The organism is Sphingomonas psychrotolerans (assembly GCF_002796605.1).
Taxonomy (GTDB): Bacteria; Pseudomonadota; Alphaproteobacteria; order Sphingomonadales; family Sphingomonadaceae; genus Sphingomonas; species Sphingomonas psychrotolerans.
On the sequence record NZ_CP024923.1, the window covers coordinates 2,201,619 to 2,215,691 of the forward strand.

The window sequence follows — 14,073 nt, forward strand, 5'->3', positions numbered from 1 at the left end:
ACCAACGACGGGAACCTCCATGTCGATCGAAATCAAGATGCCTGCGCTTTCCCCCACGATGGAGGAGGGCACCCTCGCCAAATGGCTGGTGAAGGAAGGCGACACGGTAAAGTCCGGCGACCTCCTCGCCGAGATCGAGACCGACAAGGCGACGATGGAATTCGAAGCCGTCGATGAGGGGGTGATCGGCAAGATCACCGTTCCCGAGGGCACCGACAATGTGAAGGTGGGCACCGTCATCGCCGTGATGGCCGGCGAAGGCGAGGACGTCCCGGCCGCCGCTGCGCCGGCCCCGACTCCGGCGCCCGCCCCTGCGGCGAAGACCGAGGCTACTCCGGCCCCGACTCCTGCTCCCACTGCCACATCCGCAAAGGCGAACGGCGCCGACACCGGTAGCCGCATAAAGGCAAGCCCGCTGGCCAAACGTCTTGCCGCCGAGAAGGGCGTAGACCTCGCCTCGCTGAGCGGTTCGGGTCCGAACGGCCGCATCGTCAAGGCCGACCTCGACGGTGCCAAGCCCGGCGCCGCGCCCGCCGCCGCGGCTCCGACTCCGTCCGCGCCCGCTCCTGCAGCCGCGCCCGCCGAGCACAAGCCGGTCTGGTACGACGAAAGCATCCCGCACGAGGAAGAGAAGCTCTCCAACATCCGCAAGACGATCGCGCGCCGCCTCACCGAGTCGAAGCAGACGATCCCGCACATCTATCTCACCGTCGACATCCGCCTCGACGCGCTGCTCAAGCTGCGCTCCGAGCTCAACAAGGCGCTCGAGCCGCGCGGGGTGAAGCTCTCGGTCAACGATCTGCTGATCAAGGCGCTCGGCGTCGCCTTGATCCAGACGCCGAAGTGCAACGTCACCTACACTGGCGACAGGCTCATCAAGTACAGCCGCGCCGACGTCTCGGTCGCGGTGTCGACCCCCACCGGGCTGATCACTCCGATCATCCGCGACGCGGCGGGAGTCAGCGTCTCTTCCATCTCGACCCAGATGAAGGACCTTGCGGGCCGCGCCAAGGAAGGCAAGCTGCAGCCGCAGGAATATCAGGGCGGCACCGCCAGCCTGTCGAACATGGGCATGTTCGGGATCAAGCAGTTCGAGGCAGTGATCAATCCGCCGCAGGGCATGATCATGGCGATCGGCGCGGGCGAGAAGCGCCCCTATGTGATCGACGATTCGCTGCAGATCGCGACGATCATGAGCGCGACCGGCAGCTTCGATCACCGCGCGATCGACGGGGCCGACGGCGCCGAGCTGATGAAGACGTTCAAGGCGCTCGTCGAAGCCCCGATGGGCATGATCGCCTGAGGCCGCGGCGGTGCGCAGGCTCATCAAGATATTCCGCACCGCCATCGGCTTCGACGTCGCCGAGAACAGGAACGTGCGCGTCGTGATCGAGGTCGCGCACATCCTGATCGGGCTGGTCGCCGCGGTGCTGATCGCGTGGGCGGCGGCCTGGTCCTATCCGCGCGCGACCGACGATATCTGGCTCGTCGCTTTTGCCTGCATGGCCGCAGTGGTGCTGATGGGCATCGGGCCGGTGCGCCGCGCTTATGCGCCCGACCGCGCGAAGCTGGACCCTGAATCTGGAGACACCGTCAATGGCTGACAGCCCGCCCGATCGCCAGCCCGCGATCCGCGTCACCACGATGCCCGCCGATGCCAATCCCTATGGCGACATCTTCGGCGGCTGGCTGATGAGCCAGATGGACATGGCCGCCGGTCTCGTCGCCTCGCGCCACTCGCACGGCCGCGCGGTGACCATCGCGGTGGAGGGGATGAAGTTCCACGCGCCCGTCGCAGTCGGCGACGAAGTCTCGGTCTTTGCCGAGTTGGTCAAGGTCGGCCGCACCTCGATGACGATCGACGTCGCCGCGTGGCGCCGCGCGCGCCATGCCGAGGAAAGCTGCCTCGTCACGCAGGCGCAGTTCGTCTTCGTCGCGATCGACGAGGGGCGCCGGCCCCGGTTGGTGGACGGTGTCGAAGCCTGATGCTGCTCGCGGCCGCCGAGCCCGCGCTTACGATTTCGATCGTGAGTGCGGCGTTGGTGGCGGCGAGCTTCGGCATCGGCGCGGCGGTGCGCCACCGGGAGCCCGAGGGCACCACGCTGCTCCGCTCGATCCTGCGACGGACGCAATTCGCCCTGGCCGTCATGGCGATGAGCGGCCCGGTGCTGGCGATACCTTTGCTGATCGGCGCCACGCTGGGCGCGGCGATCCTCACCGACGGCGCGCCGCTTGCCGCAATGCTGCTGATCATGCTGGCGGGGCTGGTCGGGTTCTGGCTCGCCTATCGAAGCAGCGACTATGGCATGGCGGGATGCACGCGCGGGATAGCGATGCTGCTCGCCGGCTACCTCGTGGCCTGGGGTTTGGTGTCGTTGGTTCTGACGCCGAATGTCTTCCAGTCGCACAGGCTTGTCGCGCCCGCGCTGTTGAAGCCGCCGCTGGCCGCGCTGCCGATCGTCTTCCTGGTCGAGCGGCTGACACGGCGCCCGGACACGAAGCTGCGCGCGATCCTGGCGGCGCTGGTTTTTGTCGGGGCATGGGCCGCAATCTGCTTTCCGATGGCGGACAGCGCAATGACCGCGCAATGGCTCCCCGCGAACCGCTGGCTGCGCTATCCGCTTGCGGGGATCCTCGCCGCGGGGCCGCTGATCGTGTGGTTCATCGTGCTGGCATCGACTAACAAGTCGCGATCCAACGGGTCCTGGCTCGTCGTCGTCGCTACCGCAATTCTGGGAATGATCACCGGCCTGGCATGGGCGGCGGCGGATACCATATTCGCCGAATGACAAAGGAGTTTCTTCGTGGCTGACCAATACGACCTCATCGTCCTCGGCTCGGGCCCCGGCGGCTATGTCGCCGCGATCCGCGGCGCGCAGCTTGGACTCAAGGTCGCGATCGTCGAGCGCGAATTGCTGGGCGGCATCTGCCTCAACTGGGGCTGCATCCCCACCAAGGCACTGCTCCGCTCGGCCGAGATCTATCATTACATGCAGCACGCCAAGGATTACGGCCTCGTCGCGCAGGGGATCAGCGCGGATATCGAGGCAGTGGTCAAGCGCTCGCGCGGGGTGGCCAAGCAGCTCAATCAGGGCGTCACGCACCTGATGAAGAAGAACAAGATCGCGGTGCATTTCGGCGAGGGCAAGCTCACCGGAAAGGGCAAGCTCAGCGTCACCGACAAGGACGGCAAGAAGACCGATCTCGAGGCGAAGAACATCATCCTCGCCACCGGCGCGCGCGCGCGGGATCTCCCCAATCTGCCCACCGACGGCAAGCGCGTCTGGACCTATCGCCACGCGATGACCCCGCCCGAAATGCCGAAGAAGCTCCTCGTCATCGGGTCGGGCGCGATCGGGATCGAGTTCGCCAGCTTCTACAACGATATGGGTGCCGAGGTGACCGTGGTCGAAATGCTCGACCGGATTGTCCCCGTCGAGGACGTCGATGTGTCCACCTTCCTCGAAAAGGCACTCAAGAAGCAGGGTATGACGATCCTGACCGGCGCGAAGATCGACAAGATCGCCGCCGACGCCAACGGGGTGAAGGCGACGATCATCGCCCACGACGGCAAGGCGACCGAAAGCGAGTTCAGCCATGTCATCGTCGCGATCGGCATCGTGCCCAACACCGAGAATATCGGGCTCAAGGAGCTCGGCGTCGCGATGGACGAGCGCGGCTTCCTCAAGACCGATCCCGCCTGCAAGACCAATGTGGACGGGCTCTATGCGATCGGCGACATCACCGCGCCGCCCTGGCTCGCGCACAAGGCAAGCCACGAAGGCGTGATCGCCGCCGAGGCGATCGCCGGCAACCACCCGCACGCGATGGACCCGCGCAACATCCCGGGCTGCACCTATTGCCACCCGCAGATCGCCAGCGTCGGCCTGACCGAGGCCAAGGCGAAGGAAGCGGGTTACGCGGTGAAGGTCGGCAACTTCCCCTTCATCGGCAACGGCAAGGCGATCGCGCTCGGCGAGGCCGAAGGCTTCGTGAAGACGGTGTTCGACGCGAAGACCGGCGAGCTGCTCGGCGCGCACATGATCGGCGCGGAGGTCACCGAACTGATCCAGGGCTACACGATCGGCAAGACGCTCGAGACCACCGAGGCCGAGCTGATGGAGACGGTGTTCCCGCACCCGACGCTGAGCGAGATGATGCACGAGAGCGTGCTCGGCGCCTATGGGCGTGCGCTGCACATCTGAGGCGAGGCTCGGCATCCGCCGCCAGCCTTCCGCCCCCCTCCCGCTTGCGGGAGGGGGCCCCGGGGGAGGGGCTGAATGACGCCCCATTCGCTCGCGGAGATCTCCTCCCCTAACCCCTCCCGCAAGCGGGAGGGGAACGCCAGCAGCTACGGTCAGGCCTCCAACAACGGACCATCGCAAACCCGCGACTATCCGACGCAGTCCTATTGCCCACTAAATCGATAGGATATATATCCAAGCTCCGGCCTCCCTCCCGCAGGAGCGGAAAGAATGTCTATTTTCTCGCCTATCGACGACCATTCGCCGATCATCCTCACCGTCCCCGGGCTCGGCGGCTCGGGTCCCTCCCACTGGCAGACCTTGTGGGAGCAGTCGCGCCCCGACACCCACCGGGTCGAGCTCGGCATGTGGGATACGCCGCATCGCAACACCTGGGTGACCAAGCTCGACCAGGCGATCCGCAGCGCGCAGGCGCCGGTTGTCCTCGCCGCGCACAGCCTCGGCTGCCTCGCCGTCACATGGTGGGCCGAACTGGCGGGGCAGCCCTTCGGCTGGCCGGTCGCCGGCGCATTGCTGGTCGCCCCCGCCGATGTCGACCGCGACGAGGTCCGGCCCGAGCTCGCGGCGTTCCAGCCGACGCCCACCAAGCCCCTGCCCTTCCCCTCGATCGTCGTGGCAAGCAGCGACGACCCGTGGATCGCGCCTGAAAAGGCGCGTGCGCTGGCCGGCGGCTGGGGCAGCTTCTTCGTCGATGCCGGGCCGCAGGGCCATCTCAATGCCGCAAGCGGCATCGGCTGGTGGGAGGAAGGCCAGGCGCTGCTCGATCGCGTGCTCGATGCGGCGTCGGACCGGACCGGCAAGGTGCGCACCGCCAACGACGCGCGCTCGTTGCTCGCCGTGAGCGCAACCGAAGCCGCACAGGCGCATTATTATGGTGCGCGGGCGTGACTCAACTCGCCCCGACGCAGCAGAAATCCGCACCGGCGCAGCCGGGGTGGAAAACGACCCGCGGCACACCTATTTAGGGTGACAGCGGGCGTGGCCGGGTGACGTGCCCTAGAGCGTCACTCGGCCTACGTCCGACTCTCTTTTTCCAGACATCCCGATCCCGCGAATTCTATTCGTCGCAGCGCGCATCGGCTCGACGATGATATATTGTACCTTCATCCTTTCCCGCCTATATCCCTGCCCATGCTGGTGAGTCTCCCGATATCCCGCTTCTGGGGCGGTATCGACGCAAGCTTCGATCGCATCGCGATCGGGCTCAGCGGTCTGTGCCTCGTGCACTGCGTCGCGACGACGGTGCTGCTGACGATTCTCTCCTCGGCCGGCGCGCTGGTGCATCCGGCGATTCATGAAATCGGCCTCACGCTCGCAATCGGCTTCGGGATCATCGCGCTGGGCAAGGGCGTGCTCTCGCATGGCTATATGGCTCCGGCTCTGGTCGGCGCGTTCGGGATCGGCATCATGGCCGGCGCGCTGTCGCTTCCGCATGGCGGGTTCGAGATGTTCTGGACGCTGATCGGCGTGAGCCTCGTCGCGCTCGGCCACGACCTCAACCGCCGCGCCACCTACTGAGGCGCTTGCCGGAGGCCCTCCGCCTCCCTAAATCTATGCCATGCCTGTACACGACCATCATGAGCATCACGGCCACGACCTGACTCAGGCCGCGCAGGCGACGCTCGAGAAATCGGGCGAGCAGTGGACGGCGATGCGCGAGCGCGTGTTCGAGGCGCTGGCCGGGTTCGACAAACCCGCCTCCGCCTATGACATCGCCGAAGCCGTCTCGAAGGCGGAGGGGCGCCGCGTCGCCGCCAACAGCGTCTATCGCATCCTCGACCTGTTCGTCGGCTCGAACCTCGCCCGGCGTGTCGAGAGCGCCAATGCCTATGTCGCCAACGCGCATCCGGACTGCCTGCACGACTGCATCTTCCTCGTCTGCGACAGTTGCGGCCAGACCACCCATCTCGACGACGATACGATCACCAAGAACGTAAGGTCCGCGGCGAAGACGGCGGGCTTCTCGCCGGTGCGCCCGGTGATCGAAGTGCGCGGGAAATGCGCCGACTGCGACTAGATGGCGGCGACGCTGCACGGAAACTGCACGTCTTTTCAATGATTCGAGCGTTCGACTTGCGGGAAACGCTGGGGTAAGGCGATTCGATGGCCGACCTTCCAAGCACGCCGCTGCTCGACACCGTCGACACGCCCGCCGACCTCCGCAAGCTCAAGCCGGCCGACCTCCGCCAGCTCGCCGACGAGCTGCGCGCGGAGACGATTTCGGCGGTAGGCACGACCGGCGGGCATCTCGGCTCGGGGCTCGGCGTGGTCGAGCTGACCGTCGCGATCCATTATGTGTTCGATACGCCGCGCGACCGGCTGATCTGGGATGTCGGGCACCAATGCTACCCGCACAAGATCCTCACCGGCCGCCGCGACCGGATCCGCACGCTGCGCCAGGGCGGCGGCCTCTCGGGCTTCACCAGGCGCAGCGAGAGCGAATACGACCCGTTCGGCGCGGCGCACTCCTCTACTTCGATTTCTGCCGCTCTGGGCTTCGCGGTCGCCAACAAGCTGAACGGCCAGCCCGGCAAGGGCATCGCAGTGATCGGCGACGGCGCGATGAGTGCAGGCATGGCCTATGAGGCGATGAACAATGCCGAGGCGGCGGGCAATCGGCTCGTCGTGATCCTCAACGACAACGACATGTCGATCGCGCCGCCGGTGGGCGGGCTCTCCGCCTATCTCGCGCGGACGGTGTCCTCGTCCAACTATCTCGGCCTCAGGAACTTCGCCAAGCGCGCGATCCGCCGCATCTCGAAGCGCGTCCACAACGCCGCCGAGAAGGCCGAGGAATTCGCCCGCGGCATGGCGACCGGCGGCACTCTCTTCGAAGAGCTCGGTTTCTATTATGTCGGTCCGATCGACGGGCACAATCTCGACCATCTGATCCCGGTGCTCGAGAATGTCCGCGATAGCGAGCATGGCCCGATCCTCGTCCATGTCGTCACCAAAAAGGGCAAGGGCTATGGCCCGGCCGAGGAATCGGCGGACAAATATCACGGCGTCCAGAAGTTCGACGTGATCACCGGCACGCAGGACAAGGCCCCCCCGGGGCCGCCTTCCTATCAGAACGTCTTTGGCGAGACGCTGGCGAAGCTCGCCGACACCGACCCACGGATCGTCGCGATCACCGCGGCGATGCCCTCGGGCACCGGGGTCGACAAGTTCGCGCAGGCGCATCCCGACCGCGCCTTCGACGTCGGCATCGCCGAGCAGCATGCCGTCACCTTCGCCGCCGGCCTCGCCGCGCAGGGCATGCGGCCATTCTGCGCGATCTACTCGACCTTCCTCCAGCGCGCCTACGACCAGGTCGTCCACGATGTCGCGATCCAGAATTTGCCGGTGCGCTTCGCGATCGACCGCGCCGGGCTGGTCGGCGCCGACGGCGCGACTCATGCCGGCAGCTTCGACGTCACCTATCTGGCGACGCTCCCCAATTTCGTAGTGATGGCCCCCGCCGACGAAGCCGAACTGGTCCATATGACCTACACCGCCGCCGAACATGATACGGGTCCGATCGCAGTGCGCTATCCGCGCGGCAACGGCGTCGGCATCGCGCTTCCCGAGGTCCCTCAGCGGCTCGAGATCGGCAAGGGCCGCATCGTCCGCGAAGGCAAGACCGTGGCGATCCTGTCGCTCGGCACCCGCCTCGCCGAAGCGCTCAAGGCCGCCGACGCGCTCGAGGCACGCGGCCTCTCGACCACCGTCGCCGATCTGCGCTTCGCCAAGCCGCTCGACGAGGAACTGATCCGCAAGCTGCTCACCAGCCACGAAGTCGCGGTCACGATCGAGGAAGGCGCGATCGGCGGCCTCGGTGCGCATGTGCTCACTCTTGCGAGCGATCAGGGGTTGATCGACGCTGGCCTCAAGCTGCGGACGATGCGCCTGCCCGATATCTTCCAGGATCAGGACAAGCCCGAGAAGCAATATGACGAAGCCGGCCTCAACGCCGCGAACATCGTCGATACGGTGCTCAAGGCGCTGCGCTACAACGAAGCCGCGGTGACCGACGCGCGCGCCTGAGGTCCTTGAAAATCCTGCAAGCACATGACATGTACATGTGCATGGCTACCCAGCTTCAGCATCCGCGATCGAGCCGCGTCGTCGTGCTGGTGTCCCCGGCCGAAAAGCAACGCATCGCCGACAGCGCCGCCGCGGCGGACATGACCGTCAGCGACTATATGCGCACCGCCGCCGAACGCTATTCGGAGCCGAGCGAAGCCGAGCAGATGCTGATGCGCGAACTGCTCATCCAGCTCGAGGCCGCCAACGCGAGTACCGAAAAAGCGTTCGCGGCGCTCGAGACTGAACAGGCGCGCGCCGCGACCTTCGACGAAAATGCCTATCGCACGCAGGTGCGCGAACAGTTGCTGACGCGCACCGACATCGACTGGAACGCGCTCGGCGAGGCCCTGTCGGGCGGCACGCGCCAATGAGCTTCTGGAGCGACGCGCTCCGGGCGCTCCAGCAGGTCACGTTGCTCCAGTACAAGGTCGAGCAGGCGCTCAAGGTCGCCGAAGAGGCGCGCCGCGACTCGCAGGAGACCCGCGAACGGCTGATCCAGCTCGAGACGCTGATCGACATCGCAATGAAGCGGCGCCCCGCCCCGCCGCCGCTCCAGCTTCCGGAGGCCTAGGCCTTCAACCTGCGTCGACGGTGAAGACGATCCGCTGGGCGCCCTCGTCGCGCCAGACGCGCTCGACGTCCGCCAACGGCACTGTCCTGGTCGCTATGAAGACCCGCCAGGCCGACCGCGTCGAACATGCCCGCGATCGAGGCGATCAGCCGGTCGAACCGGATGCTGTTTCGCTGACCAACCACGCAACCGCCACACCGCCTGGTCGCGCCAGATGCGCTTCGACATAATCTGCGAGGCAAACGCCATCGAGCACCGGCTCACCAAGCCCAACCACCCCTAGACCAATGGTCAGGTCGAGTCGCTTCTGTGCAAACCGCTAATCGGCCTTACGCTTTATGAGTTCACGACCTCACTTTTTGTGATCTTGGCCAGTCCCTTTCAGAGTGTCTTGCATCGCATGTAGCGCTGCCGGCGCATCATCTTCGGGCGCGAGTCTTGCACCCCACGCGGCGGCCCACTCGTGAAGCGGCATGATGAGGCGGACCAAGGCCTTCCCTTCTTCGCTTAGGCCATAGCCGCCAGTGTGATGGACTACGATAGCGGCGGCCCGCAGTTCCTTGAGGCGCGTGTTGAGGAGGCTCGGATTTGTTTCCGCGACCGCTTGCAGTTCCCGAAACGTTAGAGGTTGTCCGGCGTGGGCAAGCTCCCACAACACGCGCAAACTCATGCGCCGCCCCAGCAGATCGAGAAGCGCCATAGTTGGGCGTCCGGTTTGCGACCCGCGTACGGGCTGGCCAGGTTTGGGAAATTTCATGCTATACTTTTCGTAGCGGTCGAGGTAATTCTCTTGCTAAGAAAATGATAGCAGAAGGACGCGCAAAATGGTACCTCGCATCGAGCCGGCCGGGCCCACGCGGGAAGACGCGGTGGATCGGGCAACTTGGTTGCCTTCACCCCTTGCGGCCGATGACACTTTGGGAAAAGCTGGCGGTATAATCAAAGCACATGCGGTGCCCGTGCCGTCCGACAGCGTGCTGGCACCGCTTTATGTGGGCGCGGACCTGCTGGATGCGTTCGCGATTCACCTGCCGGCGGGGGCGAGCGGCGATCTCGAAGTGCTGGCACGCATCGCGTTCGAGCGGCAGGCGGGGTGGATTCGCATGCTGACCTGGGTGCGCGATGCGGTGATGGCGACCGTCGGCGTCAAATCGTCTCGCGCGATCGGTGCTGCCGCGGCGGCGCGGGGGTTACAGGTGATCGGCTACCTTCCGCTGCTGTCGAAGAGTGCGGGGGAGTTGGTGATGGGCGGGGACGACCGGCATCTCGACTTCCGAGCCGCGATCCTGCTGCGCACGGGCGCGGCGGGCGGGCGGGAGCTGGTCGTGGTGACAGTAGTGCATTGCCATAACCGGCTGGGGCGGACCTACCTGGCAGTGATCGCGCCATTCCACCGTACGATCTTGCGGGCGAATCTGGAACGGGCGGTAAGGGTGATGGAGGGCTAGATCGGTCGCCCGAACGAACGCTTACACTGGCCCGTGCAGAATTAGGTGCCGAAGCTCGCGCATGCCACCTTTTGGCACATAGCGTCGTTGCGCTTCTAAGCAGCCGGCTATCGAGGCCTATCGGACTCTGGCGCCGCGCCAGCCCGGCAGATTATGGTTCTCAACCTGGATTGGCGTCGTCGCTGGCGGCGCGCGCCTAGCTTTTGAGAGGATCCGCGCCTAAACCGGCGCCGTGCTTCAGAAGATTTCTTTCTCCCCCACCGCACGGCCGCGTGCCCTTGCCAACTGGCTGTTCTTCGTCGCAGCGCTGATCGTGCTGATGGTAGTGATCGGCGGGATCACCCGCCTCACCGAGTCCGGTCTGTCGATCACCCAGTGGAAGCCGATTTCGGGGATCGTGCCGCCGCTCAGCGATGCGCAATGGCAGGCTGAATTCGAACATTACAAGCGCATTCCCGAATATCAGCAGCTCAACCAGGGCATGACGCTCGCCGGGTTCAAGGCGATCTTCTTCTGGGAATATCTCCACCGGCTGCTGGGCAGGCTGATCGGTCTGGCCTTCGCGCTGCCCTTGCTGTGGTTCGCCGTGCGCCGGCAGATTCCGCGCGGCTATAGCTGGCGGCTGGTGGCTTTGCTCGCGCTCGGCGGGCTGCAGGGCGCGATCGGCTGGTGGATGGTTCAGTCGGGGCTGAGCGTCCGCACCGACGTCAGCCATATCCGCCTCGCCGTGCACCTGCTCGTCGCCTTGTTCACACTGGCCGGAATCGTCTGGACGGCGCTCGACTTGCGCAAGCTCATCCGCAACCCGCAGGCCCGCCCCGCCCGCCTGACCGGACTGGGCGCGCTCACTGGCATGATCCTGTTCGTCCAGTTGCTGTTCGGCGCGTTGGTCGCCGGCCTCAACGCCGGGCTCGTCACCGATCAATGGCCGCTGATGAACGGCCGCTTCTTCCCCGGCGCCACTGTCGAAGGCCGGCCGTTCCTCGATGCGTTGTTCAACGATCCGGCGATCGTCCACTTCGTTCATCGCTGGTGGGCATGGGTGGCGGTCGCCGCCTTGATCCTGCTCGCCCGCGCCACCCGCGGGATCGACCGCCGCGCCTCGATCGCGATCCACAGCGCATTCGGGATCCAGATCCTGCTCGGCATCGCCACGGTCATGTCGAACATGAACATCACCCTCGCGGCGCTCCACCAGTTCACCGGCGCGTTGCTCGTGATCGCAACCGCCTGGGGCGCGCACGCGGTCGGCCAGCGTCGATGAGCGACATCGCTCTGCTCTACGCCACTTTTCCCGGCCGTGCCGAAGCCGAGCACATCGCAGAAACCGTCCTCGCCGAGCGCCTCGCCGCTTGCGTCAACATCCTCGCGCCCTGCACTTCGATCTATCGCTGGCAGGGCGCGGTCGAGCGCGGCGACGAGGTTCCGGCGCTGTTCAAGACGACGCCTCAGCTCGCGGGGCGCTTGCGGGCCCGCATCGAGGTGCTGCATCCTTATGATCTGGCAGTAGTCGAGACCTGGCCCGTCGCCGCCGGCGCGGCGGTGAGCGACTGGGTCGCGGCGGAAACCGGCTGATGCTGCTGGCGGCCATCGCCCTGCAGGCGAGCATCGCCGCGCCGATCTTCGCGCCGCCTGTCGACACCCCACTACGGATCCTGACCGAGCGTACCGAGGCCGCGCCCGAGCGCCATTATCGCCTCGAACGGCTCGTCCGTTTCAACAAGGAGGGCAACGGGTATCGCGCCGAGGCGCTGATACTCGGCAGCGCCAGCGAGGCTCCGCAGCCACTCGGCAATCTCGTCGAGCGCGGGCTTTCCGCGCTGGCCGGTCGCAAGATCGTGCTGCATCTCGATAGCGAAGGCCGGGTGGTCGAGGTCGACGAGATCGCGACTTTGTGGGAGCGGGTCTGCCAACGCATCTCCGACGCGGCCGCCACCCGGCAGAGCCTGCCGCCGGGGGAAGCCCGGAAGCTGGCCGAGAAAGTCGCCGCCCCCCTGCGCGCACTCCCGCCCGAGCGTCAACGCGCGCTCCTCGCCACGCTCGTCACCGCCGCGATCATCTCCGATCCGCTCGACCCTGTCGGTACCGTCGTCCCGATCAAGCTCCCCGGCACCTCGCCCTTTGGCACCCCGATCGTGCTCGAGGGCACTCGCCGCACGGCCGCTGCCGACAATGGCCTGATCCGCACCACGACCCTTGCCGCGGCGACCATGGCCCTGCCCACGAATGGCCAGCCCGCGGCTTCGGGCTCGGTCGCACTCGAGCGGGTCCGCACCTCCGATCCACGGACGGGCCTGATCGCCAACGGGCTCGACACCCTGCGCAACGGCACTGCCACACGCCAGACCGTGCTCGTCACTCGCCTCAGCGTCGCGCGCGCAAACCCTTCCGATTGGCCCGATTGAGCGCCTGGTATTATAATACCCGTCAGCAAACACCCCGATTTGCTTGACTTTCGGGAGCCTCTCAGCCAAATGCGCACTCAACCGCGCCGGCCGGAAGGCTGGCGCGCTTGTATTTCATACTCGAAAAAAGGTCACAGGCCATGAAGGCGCTGATGAAGACCACCAAGTCGGTAAAGCCGACCGAGGTGGAGAAGAAGTGGCATCTCGTCGATGCCGAGGACCTGGTGGTCGGTCGCGCTGCGACGATCATCGCCAACGTGCTGCGCGGCAAGCACAAGACGAGCTTCACCCCGCATATCGATTGCGGTGACAATGTCGTCGTGATCAACGCGGACAAGATCCGTTTCACCGGCAAGAAGCTGGCGAACAAGGTCTATTACAAGCACACCGGCTATGCCGGCGGCATCAAGGAAATCACCGCAGCCAAGGTGCTCGAGGGTCGTTTCCCGGAGCGCGTGCTCGAAAAGGCCGTTGAGCGGATGATCCCGCGCGGCCCGCTCGGCCGTCAGCAGATGCGCAACCTGCGCATCTTCGCCGGCACCGAGCATCCGCACGCCGCGCAGAACCCCGAACTCCTCGACATCGCGTCGATGAACCGCAAGAACAAGGTGGGCGCATAATGTCCGACAACCGCCAGTCCCTCTCCGATCTCGGCGCCATCGCCGCCGGTGAAGCACCTGCGGGCGTGCCCGCAAGCGCCGACGAGTATCTGAACGCACCGCCGGCACCGACCATGCCGCTGCGCGAGAAGATCATCGACAGCCTCGGCCGTTCCTATGCGACCGGGCGCCGCAAGGACGCCGTCGCGCGCGTCTGGATCAAGCCGGGCAGCGGCAAGATCACGATCAACGGCCGCGATCAGGAAGTTTATTTCGCGCGTCCCACGCTGCGTCTCGTCATCAACCAGCCGTTCGGTGTCGCCGAGCGCGAGGGCCAGTATGACGTGATCTGCACCGTCAAGGGCGGCGGGCTTTCGGGCCAGGCCGGCGCCGTCAAGCACGGCATCAGCCAGGCGCTGACGCGCTACGAGCCGGTGCTCCGCGCGCCAGTCAAGGCAGCCGGCTTCCTGACCCGCGACAGCCGCACGGTCGAGCGCAAGAAGTACGGCAAGGCCAAGGCCCGCCGTAGCTTCCAGTTCTCGAAGCGCTAAGCTTTCTACCCAGAACAACGAGAGGGCGGTCCGGCAACGGGCCGCCCTTTTCGTTTGCATGCGCGCCCCCGAGGAAAGAGATTTGGCGCCTCACTCCGCGGAATGAACTCTGGCTAAATTTTTCTTAGCTATTCCCTCACCTTATCCGATTAACCGTCTACATCTA

At 65.8% G+C, this 14,073-nt stretch carries 18 protein-coding genes; 17 read left to right on the top strand and 1 reads right to left on the bottom strand.

Annotation, left to right across the window (positions count from 1 at the left end; translation table 11 throughout):
- Positions 1-19 precede the first annotated feature (19 nt).
- The 11 genes from CVN68_RS09950 to CVN68_RS10000 all read left to right on the top strand — a co-directional run bounded on the left by CVN68_RS09950 (position 20) and on the right by CVN68_RS10000 (position 8,904).
- Positions 20-1,303: a pyruvate dehydrogenase complex dihydrolipoamide acetyltransferase gene (locus CVN68_RS09950; protein ID WP_100282069.1), complete on the top strand. Its 1,284-nt coding sequence runs from the start codon at positions 20-22 to the stop codon at positions 1,301-1,303.
- A gap of 10 nt (positions 1,304-1,313) precedes the next feature.
- Positions 1,314-1,604: a hypothetical protein gene (locus tag CVN68_RS09955; RefSeq protein WP_233503667.1), complete on the top strand. Its 291-nt coding sequence runs from the start codon at positions 1,314-1,316 to the stop codon at positions 1,602-1,604.
- Positions 1,597-1,986: an acyl-CoA thioesterase gene (locus tag CVN68_RS09960; RefSeq protein WP_100282070.1), complete on the top strand. Its 390-nt coding sequence runs from the start codon at positions 1,597-1,599 to the stop codon at positions 1,984-1,986. Before CVN68_RS09955 ends, CVN68_RS09960 begins: the two co-directional genes overlap by 8 nt.
- Positions 1,986-2,789 (top strand): hypothetical protein, encoded by an 804-nt coding sequence (locus tag CVN68_RS09965; protein WP_100282071.1) that lies wholly within the window; start codon positions 1,986-1,988, stop codon positions 2,787-2,789. Before CVN68_RS09960 ends, CVN68_RS09965 begins: the two co-directional genes overlap by 1 nt.
- Before the next feature lie 15 nt (positions 2,790-2,804).
- The gene (lpdA, locus tag CVN68_RS09970) at positions 2,805-4,205 is read left to right on the top strand and encodes a dihydrolipoyl dehydrogenase (protein ID WP_100282072.1); all 1,401 of its coding nucleotides are present in this window, start codon (positions 2,805-2,807) and stop codon (positions 4,203-4,205) included.
- A 270-nt stretch (positions 4,206-4,475) separates the two neighbouring features.
- Positions 4,476-5,153: an RBBP9/YdeN family alpha/beta hydrolase gene (locus CVN68_RS09975; RefSeq protein ID WP_100282073.1), complete on the top strand. Its 678-nt coding sequence runs from the start codon at positions 4,476-4,478 to the stop codon at positions 5,151-5,153.
- 243 nt (positions 5,154-5,396) lie between these two features.
- Entirely contained in the window at positions 5,397-5,783 is a 387-nt protein-coding gene (locus CVN68_RS09980; RefSeq protein WP_100282074.1) for a MerC domain-containing protein, read from the top strand.
- Positions 5,784-5,823: 40 nt separating this feature from the next.
- A complete protein-coding gene (locus CVN68_RS09985) occupies positions 5,824-6,282 on the top strand; it encodes a Fur family transcriptional regulator (RefSeq protein WP_100282075.1) in 459 nt (152 codons plus the stop codon).
- Positions 6,283-6,368: 86 nt separating this feature from the next.
- Complete coding sequence (gene dxs, locus CVN68_RS09990; RefSeq protein ID WP_100282076.1) at positions 6,369-8,291, top strand: 1-deoxy-D-xylulose-5-phosphate synthase; 1,923 nt, start codon at positions 6,369-6,371, stop codon at positions 8,289-8,291.
- A 41-nt stretch (positions 8,292-8,332) separates the two neighbouring features.
- Positions 8,333-8,704 carry a plasmid mobilization protein gene (locus CVN68_RS09995; RefSeq protein ID WP_100282077.1) on the top strand — a complete coding sequence of 124 codons (372 nt, stop codon included), beginning with the start codon at positions 8,333-8,335 and terminating at the stop codon, positions 8,702-8,704.
- Positions 8,701-8,904, top strand: coding sequence for a hypothetical protein (locus CVN68_RS10000; RefSeq protein ID WP_100282078.1), 204 nt, complete (start codon positions 8,701-8,703; stop codon positions 8,902-8,904). Before CVN68_RS09995 ends, CVN68_RS10000 begins: the two co-directional genes overlap by 4 nt.
- A 352-nt stretch (positions 8,905-9,256) precedes the next feature.
- Here the strand turns inward: CVN68_RS10000 and CVN68_RS10010 are convergent, their stop codons facing one another.
- Positions 9,257-9,604, bottom strand: coding sequence for a winged helix-turn-helix transcriptional regulator (locus CVN68_RS10010; RefSeq protein WP_199560254.1), 348 nt, complete (start codon positions 9,602-9,604; stop codon positions 9,257-9,259).
- 124 nt (positions 9,605-9,728) lie between these two features.
- Here CVN68_RS10010 and CVN68_RS10015 point away from each other — a divergent pair, with 124 nt between their 5' ends.
- The 6 genes from CVN68_RS10015 to rpsI all read left to right on the top strand — a co-directional run bounded on the left by CVN68_RS10015 (position 9,729) and on the right by rpsI (position 13,907).
- Complete coding sequence (locus CVN68_RS10015) at positions 9,729-10,352, top strand: DUF2867 domain-containing protein (RefSeq protein WP_199560255.1); 624 nt, start codon at positions 9,729-9,731, stop codon at positions 10,350-10,352.
- Between the two features lie 232 nt (positions 10,353-10,584).
- Positions 10,585-11,616: a COX15/CtaA family protein gene (locus tag CVN68_RS10020; protein WP_233503668.1), complete on the top strand. Its 1,032-nt coding sequence runs from the start codon at positions 10,585-10,587 to the stop codon at positions 11,614-11,616.
- Positions 11,613-11,927, top strand: coding sequence for a divalent-cation tolerance protein CutA (gene cutA, locus CVN68_RS10025; RefSeq protein ID WP_100282080.1), 315 nt, complete (start codon positions 11,613-11,615; stop codon positions 11,925-11,927). Before CVN68_RS10020 ends, cutA begins: the two co-directional genes overlap by 4 nt.
- The gene (locus tag CVN68_RS10030) at positions 11,927-12,757 is read left to right on the top strand and encodes a hypothetical protein (protein ID WP_100282081.1); all 831 of its coding nucleotides are present in this window, start codon (positions 11,927-11,929) and stop codon (positions 12,755-12,757) included. Before cutA ends, CVN68_RS10030 begins: the two co-directional genes overlap by 1 nt.
- A 140-nt stretch (positions 12,758-12,897) precedes the next feature.
- Positions 12,898-13,377, top strand: a complete 480-nt coding sequence (gene rplM / locus CVN68_RS10035; RefSeq protein ID WP_100282082.1) for a 50S ribosomal protein L13 — start codon at positions 12,898-12,900, stop codon at positions 13,375-13,377.
- Entirely contained in the window at positions 13,377-13,907 is a 531-nt protein-coding gene (gene rpsI, locus CVN68_RS10040; RefSeq protein WP_100282083.1) for a 30S ribosomal protein S9, read from the top strand. Before rplM ends, rpsI begins: the two co-directional genes overlap by 1 nt.
- Positions 13,908-14,073 lie beyond the last annotated feature (166 nt).